Origin of the sequence: Yersinia sp. 2542 StPb PI (assembly GCF_048593855.1) — a bacterium.
Classification (GTDB): Bacteria; Pseudomonadota; Gammaproteobacteria; order Enterobacterales; family Enterobacteriaceae; genus Yersinia; species Yersinia enterocolitica_E.
Genome location: NZ_JAZGQA010000211.1, coordinates 1 through 7,164, shown reverse-complemented (window position 1 = coordinate 7,164; position 7,164 = coordinate 1). Strand labels below are relative to the sequence as shown.

Sequence of the window (7,164 nt, the reverse complement as noted above, 5' to 3'; positions counted from 1 at the left end):
CTATTCAATAGGGCAAATAGCGCCCTGTTATCCCCCGTTATTCCAGCCATCATAAATTCCATTTTATGTGTAAACTTTTCAATTCTCTGGCCGATAACCCCTGTAACGACACTTGAATATTAAGGATTAGACATGGCAAGTATCAGTTCTCTGGGTATCGGTTCAAATTTGGAGCTAGGCACTTTACTGGATAAATTAAGTGCCGGGGAACAAACCCGCTTAACTCCGCTAACCAACCAGCAGACCAGTTATAAAGGCAAGCTTACTGCCTATGGCGTGTTACAAAGCGCTCTGGCTAAAGTCGAAACGGCATCTGCAGCACTAAAAAAAGCCGATACCCTAGCTACGACCTCTGTTAACAGCACCAATACCGCTTTTGCCGCCACTACCAGCAGTGGTGCGACGGCAGGTAATTACACGATTGAAGTGACTAATCTGGCTAAAGCGCAATCATTACTCTCTTCTGATGTGCCGAACGCCACAGATAAACTGGGTAATAGTAACGACAGCCGGACAATTACTATCACTCAACCCGGTCAAACAAAACCACTGGAAGTAAAACTGACCAGTGAGCAGACCTCCTTGACCGGTATTCGCGATGCGATTAATAAACAAGAAGGTAGTGTCAGCGCCAGTATCATGAAAGCGGATGATGATACTTACTATCTCGCATTAACCTCCAAGGAAACAGGGACGAAGTCAGAAATGACAGTCAGTGTTTCTGGTGATGACACTTTAAACAACTTTTTGAACTACACCCCAAGCACCACCGGTGGTAGTGGCGCTTTAACGCAAAAAGTAAAAGCTGAAGATGCAACACTGACAGTAAATGGCGTATCCATTACCCGTCAAAGCAATACCATTACTGATGCACCACAAGGCGTTACACTCAGCCTGAAAGCCTTAACAAAAAAAGATGAACCTGAGCAACTGACAATTACACGTGACTCCACCGCGACCAAAGCTGCGATTCAAACATTTGTCGATGCGTATAATTCATTACAAACCACGTTTGCTTCTTTAACCAAATATACTGCGGTTGAAGCGGGTAAGGATCAATCAACCAGTAATGGCGCATTAGTTGGCGATGGCACATTGCGCAGCATCCAAACGCAATTGAAGAGCCAATTAGCCTCTGCCCAGGCCGGTGATGTGAAAACCCTGGCAGCGATGGGTATTACTCAAGATCTTGATGGAAAATTAGTCATTGATTCGAAGAAACTTGATAAAGCACTGACTGACCAGCCGAATAACGTAACAGCATTTTTTGTCGGCGATGGCAAAACCACCGGTTTCGCCACTCAGATGGATAACCTGCTAAATACCGCACTGGATTCCACCAAAGGCTCATTAAAGACAGCCACTGATGGTATTAACAAGACATTAAAATCATTAGAGAAACAGGTTACCTCAACCACTGATAGCATTAATGCCACCATTGAACGCTATAAGGCACAATTTACCCAGTTGGACAAATTGGTGAGTTCATTAACCAATACCGGTAATTTCTTAACTCAACAATTCTCTTCATAAAGGATAGAGCATGTACAGCCGATCAGGGGTTCAAGCTTACGCAAACGTAGGAGTCGAAAGTGGTGTAATGAGTGCCAGCCCTCATCAATTGATCGTGATGCTCTTCGACGGGGCGCAAAGCGCCCTGGTTCGTGCTCGCATCTTGATGAGTCAGGGAGATATTCCGGCCAAAGGTGCTGCACTGTCAAAAGCCATTAATATTATTGATAATGGGCTGAGTGCAGGACTGGATATGGAAAAAGGCGGTGAGCTGGCACAGAATTTGTCAGCTTTATATGACTATATGTCGCGGCGCTTGCTGCATGCCAATTTGCATAATGACGAACAGGCAATTAATGAAGTGTCTGCTTTGCTCGAAAATATTGCAGACGCCTGGCGGCAGATCGGCCCCAATTATCAACCTGATTAGGACCCCATTTAATGGAACGTCACCAGCACCTTTTGTCCGAATATCAACAAATCCTGACACTCAGTGAGCAAATGCTTGCATTGGCAACTGAGGGGAATTGGGATGCGCTGGTTGATCTCGAAATGACTTACCTTAAAGCGGTAGAAAGCACGGCAAACGTCACTATATCCTCATGCTCATCTCAGGTGTTGCAGGAGCTGTTACGTGAGAAATTGAGAGCTATTTTGGAAAATGAAATAGAAATTAAACGTCTATTACAGTTACGCCTGGATGCACTCAGTGAATTAGTCGGGCAATCAACCCGACAGCAAGCTGTTAATAATACTTATGGTCAATTCCCTGATCATGCATTGCTGCTGGGTGAAACACAGTAGCGGTCAGTTACCGAAAACGATTACACCTTTTGTTGTAAAGAAATTACATGTCACTGCAATTATTAACATGCCAATTAATTTTTATTGTCATTGTTTTTAACATGGAATTATATTGACAGTAACAATCACTCATATCGAGCTGGCTATTATTCTCACCCTTAATATTTTTCGCTAAAATAGCCAGTTACTGTAAATTTTCTATTAAAATGAGTTGCTACTCTGCCACTCAAAGCGTAAAGATATTCTCAGGCTAAAATTGTGAAATGAATATCGATGGAACGTACAATTAATTTTTGCCCCGGTGTGGGTAGCTCGGCACATGTTATTCAACACACAGAGCTGCTACTCACCTCCGTCTATATTGAGCATCCATTGCTCATTATGGTTAACCGTGGGTACAAAATCATTCGCTGGGATAATCAGGAATGTATTATACAGGCCGGTGAAATAGTCGCGGTGAGTAGTGGCCAAACAGTTGATGTAATAAATGGCTTATCTGACGACGGACTATTTTTTAGCCACCAACTTCGCTGTGATCCCCGTTTGATTGCCACCTTTGCCAATCATCCAGCATCCGCTGGTCTTGGGTATGTTCCCGGCGTTATGCCGGTACGTAATTTAGCACCTGAATTCATCAATACATTCGGCAATACGTTTAAAGCAATATCTGACATTGGTGATATTCCGCCAACTATCGTCAGACACCGCATGCTTGAATTGTTACTTTGGTTGGCTCAGCGTGGCGTTAAATTTATATTAAATGAAAGTGATTCGTTAAGTGAGAGAGTGCGCCGTTGTTTGGCGACTGATCCATACAAAATATGGTCGGCATCACAAGTTGCAGACCATATGGCGATGAGCGAAGTTGTATTACGCCGAAAATTAGCTGCCGAAAAAATACTATTACGTGACTTAATGATTGATGTCCGCATGACCAGTGCATTGCGTTTATTGCAAGGTACTGATTGGCCAATATCATTAATAGCCAGCCAAGTGGGCTACGAGAGTGCATCACGTTTTGCTGAACGTTTTCGCAAACGTTTTGGTTTTGCACCCACCGCCATCCGTGGGCACCATCGCTTACATCCGACAGATAATGATCCACCCCCTGATAACTATCATCGCTATTTAGACCTGCATGCGTCTGATTTAGGGCCAATATGAACCTATTGAGATGATACTTTTAATAATTCCCGATATGGCCTGTTTAATGCCGGTCAGTAAATCCGCTGCATCCCATTCGACTCATCAAGTCCTTTTAACCGCCTAAAAATCGGGCTGCTAAATACTGCTTTTAGATATTCTGCACGTTAAAACATTTTTTTTCTGACTGTGATTGGTTTTTTCATCCAACAATTCCAATGCAATATAAAACAAAGCTTTTACAATCATGTAATTACATACAACCTACTGAAAGATAGGGGAATATGCTGATTATGTCAGTACATTCTATGATTATAAGTAATTAAATAATAAACTTCCGGGATGGCTATGATGCTAAGTAATCTATTCGGGCTAAAAAACCGCTATCCTTTGCATATCCAGATAGCCGCTCTCTTCACCTTGTTGATCGTCTCAATAGGTACCGTCATTATTATTTTTGGTCATAGCCAACTGACTAAATTGACTGAAATCAGCACCAATCGGCAGTATCAAAAAACCGGAGAGGCGATTGCCGCTGAATTGGATGCCGTAACACGACCAATGATAATGTCGGTTAATATTCTTGCCAGTATGCAAATCACAGAACTATCGACCCTTGAACAACGAATGGCCTTTGTCGATAAATTTATTGAAATTCTGAAGCAGAATAGTTATGCCAGTGCCGTGTATAGCGCCTACGCTAATGGTGATTTTTTTATGCTGCGGCGTTTAACGGAAGCTAACCGTACATTATTCCATGCCCCTGAAGATGCCGAATGGATGGTTCAAAGTAATCGTTTTCTTGATAGTTTACCGGAGAAACGTTTTATTTATCTTAATAAGCAGCAGCGAGTGATTGCTGTTATGCCGCGTGAAAATGATAACTACGATCCACGGCGGCGGGATTGGTTTATTCTGGCCGCCGCAAGTCCTATGCTGATCACCTCTCCTATTTATATTTTTAAAGGCACCGGAGAAGTCGGTTTTACTTATAGCCGTCAGGCTGAGAATAAACAGACAATCATTGGATTGGACGTTTCCCTGGCTTCACTTTCGCAATTTTTAATAAAACAAAATCTGCCGCCAGGTAGCCAGGCCATTATTATTAATTCCCATGGTGAAGTTATCGCTAGCCTGCCAAAACCTAAAGATAAGGCGGCAGATAACACCAGTGCAGACCGGCAAATCCCTGTATTGCAAGTTTTGCTCAATAGTCAAAAAAATAGTCAGACAGCTAGCAACTCACCGGTAAACAATGCTAATCGTAGTATCATGTTTGAAGCACAAAATCAGCGCTGGTTCGGCTCAGTTGTTGAGATTAATAGCAACGGCAATGCCTATCAGTTGATTATTGCGACACCCGCCAGCTATCTGACAGCCGATGCAAATTCTATTCGTAATCACTCAACCTTTATTGCGTTTATTCTGTTAATGCTCAGCTTGCCGTTAGTTTGGTATTTCTCCAGAAAAATATCCAAACCCCTTATTCGTCTACGCCAGGACGCGGATTCCATCAGTAATCTCCATTTCGAAGAGCGCGAATTAGAACGCTCTGTGATTGAGGAAGTTGACGAGCTCCACAAATCAATGTCAAAAATGAAATCAACACTGAAGCAGTTTATTTCGATGGGAAATATGCTGACAGCAGAAAGTAATTTCTTCCGGCAGATGCAAGGGCTATTAAGTGAAACCACGGAAATTGCTGCCATGACCGGAGGGATTATTTTTCTGTCAGATAAAGATGAGGGAACCTTCACACCAACGGCATTTCGCTGGAATGGTGAAAATATCCCGGTAGCAGAAATGTCCTCATTACAAATTAAAGAAGACAATCTCACGACTTTCCTACCGGTACTCGAAGGGAAAACCATTGTAGGAACGCTCAATAAAGATAATATCTTTAGCCAATTACATGACTTCCTACAACCTTATTTGCCCCTACGCTTTGTTGCCGTACCGATGAAGACCCATGATAACCAATTGCTCGGATTCCTACTGTTATTTAACCCTTATGAGCTAAATGCTGAGCGTGAACGCTCAAAAATTCAATTAGTTAATGCCCTGGTGGGCAGTTTATCAGTTTCAGTAGAAACACAGCGATTATTGCAAGAGCAAAAAAACCTGCTCAACGCATTTATTGAGCTTATTGCCGGAGCTATCGATGCCAAAAGTGCCTATACCGGTGGGCATTGCCAGCGTGTGCCTGAAATAACTAAAATGCTCGCCCGTGCCGCAGTCAATATTAAACAGGGGCCTTTCGCCAACTTTACGTTATCAGAAAATGAGTGGGAAGAGCTACATACAGCCTGCTGGTTACATGACTGTGGCAAGATTACCACCCCGGAATTTGTAGTCGATAAATCAACAAAACTGGAGCTAATTTATGATCGCATCCATGAAATACGCATGCGGTTTGAAGTCTTAAAACGTGAGAAAGAAATCGCCTTCTTACGCCAATATGGTGCAATGAGCGCCAGTGAAGCCGATCAACAGTTGTTAGCTGAAGAATTACGCCAATTAGATGAAGATTTTTACTTTATTGCCAACTGCAATGTGGGTGGCGAGTATATGTCTGACGAAGCTATCGCGCGTATCCAGCAAATTGCCGCTTACCATTGGACTCGCACATTAGATGATAATGCAGGTATCGCCCAAGAAGAGCGAGTACGTAAAGCCAGACAACCCGCCGCTCCACTACCGGTACAGGAGCCAATGCTGGCGGATAAAGATGAACATATTATTTACCGTGATAATAAAAATAAGCGCCCGGAATATTTTGATTTCAAAGTACAGGAACCGAGGTTCCTCTATAACCGTGGCGAAATTTATAACCTCAGTATTCGCCGTGGCACCCTGACAGACGAGGATCGCTATAAAATAAACGAGCACATCATGCAGACCATCGTGATGTTAAATAAACTCCCCTTCCCACGAACCATGGCAAATGTCCCGGTGATTGCGGGTGGGCATCATGAACGCATGGACGGTAAAGGGTATCCTTATCAGCTCACCTATAAACAGATGAGTATTCCGGTGAGGATGATGGCCATAGCTGACGTATTTGAGGCTCTGACGGCTGCCGATCGACCTTATAAACCAGGGAAGTTGTTGTCCGAAGCCCTCAATATCATGGTCAACATGGTGAATGAGAATCATCTGGACCGGGAACTGTTTATTTTGTTCCTGCAATCGGGTATCTGGCACGAATATGCCGTTGCTTATCTACAAACAGATAAAATTGATCCAATTGATATTCCTGCATTATTGCAAAAAATTGGCCACCAGAATATCTCATTGGCAAAGACAGGATAACGACAAGGCGTGTTATTTTCCTGAGCGGTGAGTGTTATTTTTTAATCCATTCACCGCTCTCATTTTTACGATAGCTTTGTTTTACCGCACTCCAGGCGACTTTATGGGCAGTCGCTTCATGCGAGTCATCTCCGCGCCGTTCATCACTGTCCTGATATTGATCCCATGCACTGTTAAATGCCGCACGATATATATCTTGCGCATGGGCGGGGAGAACACTCCTCACTGGGTCTGGTAGTAATTCATTAGATTTATAAGGCATAACCCCTTCTTTTTCAGCTAATTACCAATACATAAACATATAGCTTACAGCGATAAATAAAATAATAATCCCGATTATATAACCTACCTTTGTCGGAAAAGCTTTCTCACCCGTTTTCGATGAGGGATCAC

Annotated in this window: 6 protein-coding genes; 5 read left to right on the top strand and 1 reads right to left on the bottom strand. The window is 43.0% G+C overall.

The genetic code is table 11. From position 1 onward, the window contains the following. Positions 1 to 132: 132 nt before the first annotated feature. From fliD to V1952_RS18660, 5 genes are all read left to right on the top strand, one after another. Positions 133 to 1,533, top strand: coding sequence for a flagellar filament capping protein FliD (gene fliD, locus V1952_RS18680; RefSeq protein WP_372558748.1), 1,401 nt, complete (start codon positions 133 to 135; stop codon positions 1,531 to 1,533). Between the two features lie 10 nt (positions 1,534 to 1,543). Continuing rightward, a complete protein-coding gene (gene fliS / locus V1952_RS18675; protein ID WP_050084339.1) occupies positions 1,544 to 1,942 on the top strand; it encodes a flagellar export chaperone FliS in 399 nt (132 codons plus the stop codon). Between the two features lie 11 nt (positions 1,943 to 1,953). Next, positions 1,954 to 2,316 (top strand): flagella biosynthesis regulatory protein FliT, encoded by a 363-nt coding sequence (gene fliT, locus V1952_RS18670; RefSeq protein WP_050084340.1) that lies wholly within the window; start codon positions 1,954 to 1,956, stop codon positions 2,314 to 2,316. Between the two features lie 273 nt (positions 2,317 to 2,589). Further along, positions 2,590 to 3,480 carry a helix-turn-helix transcriptional regulator gene (locus V1952_RS18665; RefSeq protein WP_372558747.1) on the top strand — a complete coding sequence of 297 codons (891 nt, stop codon included), beginning with the start codon at positions 2,590 to 2,592 and terminating at the stop codon, positions 3,478 to 3,480. A gap of 330 nt (positions 3,481 to 3,810) precedes the next feature. Beyond that, positions 3,811 to 6,771, top strand: coding sequence for an HD domain-containing phosphohydrolase (locus V1952_RS18660; protein ID WP_420072435.1), 2,961 nt, complete (start codon positions 3,811 to 3,813; stop codon positions 6,769 to 6,771). 34 nt (positions 6,772 to 6,805) lie between these two features. Here V1952_RS18660 and V1952_RS18655 read toward each other — a convergent pair whose 3' ends face one another. Beyond that, complete coding sequence (locus V1952_RS18655; RefSeq protein WP_420072434.1) at positions 6,806 to 7,033, bottom strand: ChaB family protein; 228 nt, start codon at positions 7,031 to 7,033, stop codon at positions 6,806 to 6,808. Positions 7,034 to 7,164 lie beyond the last annotated feature (131 nt).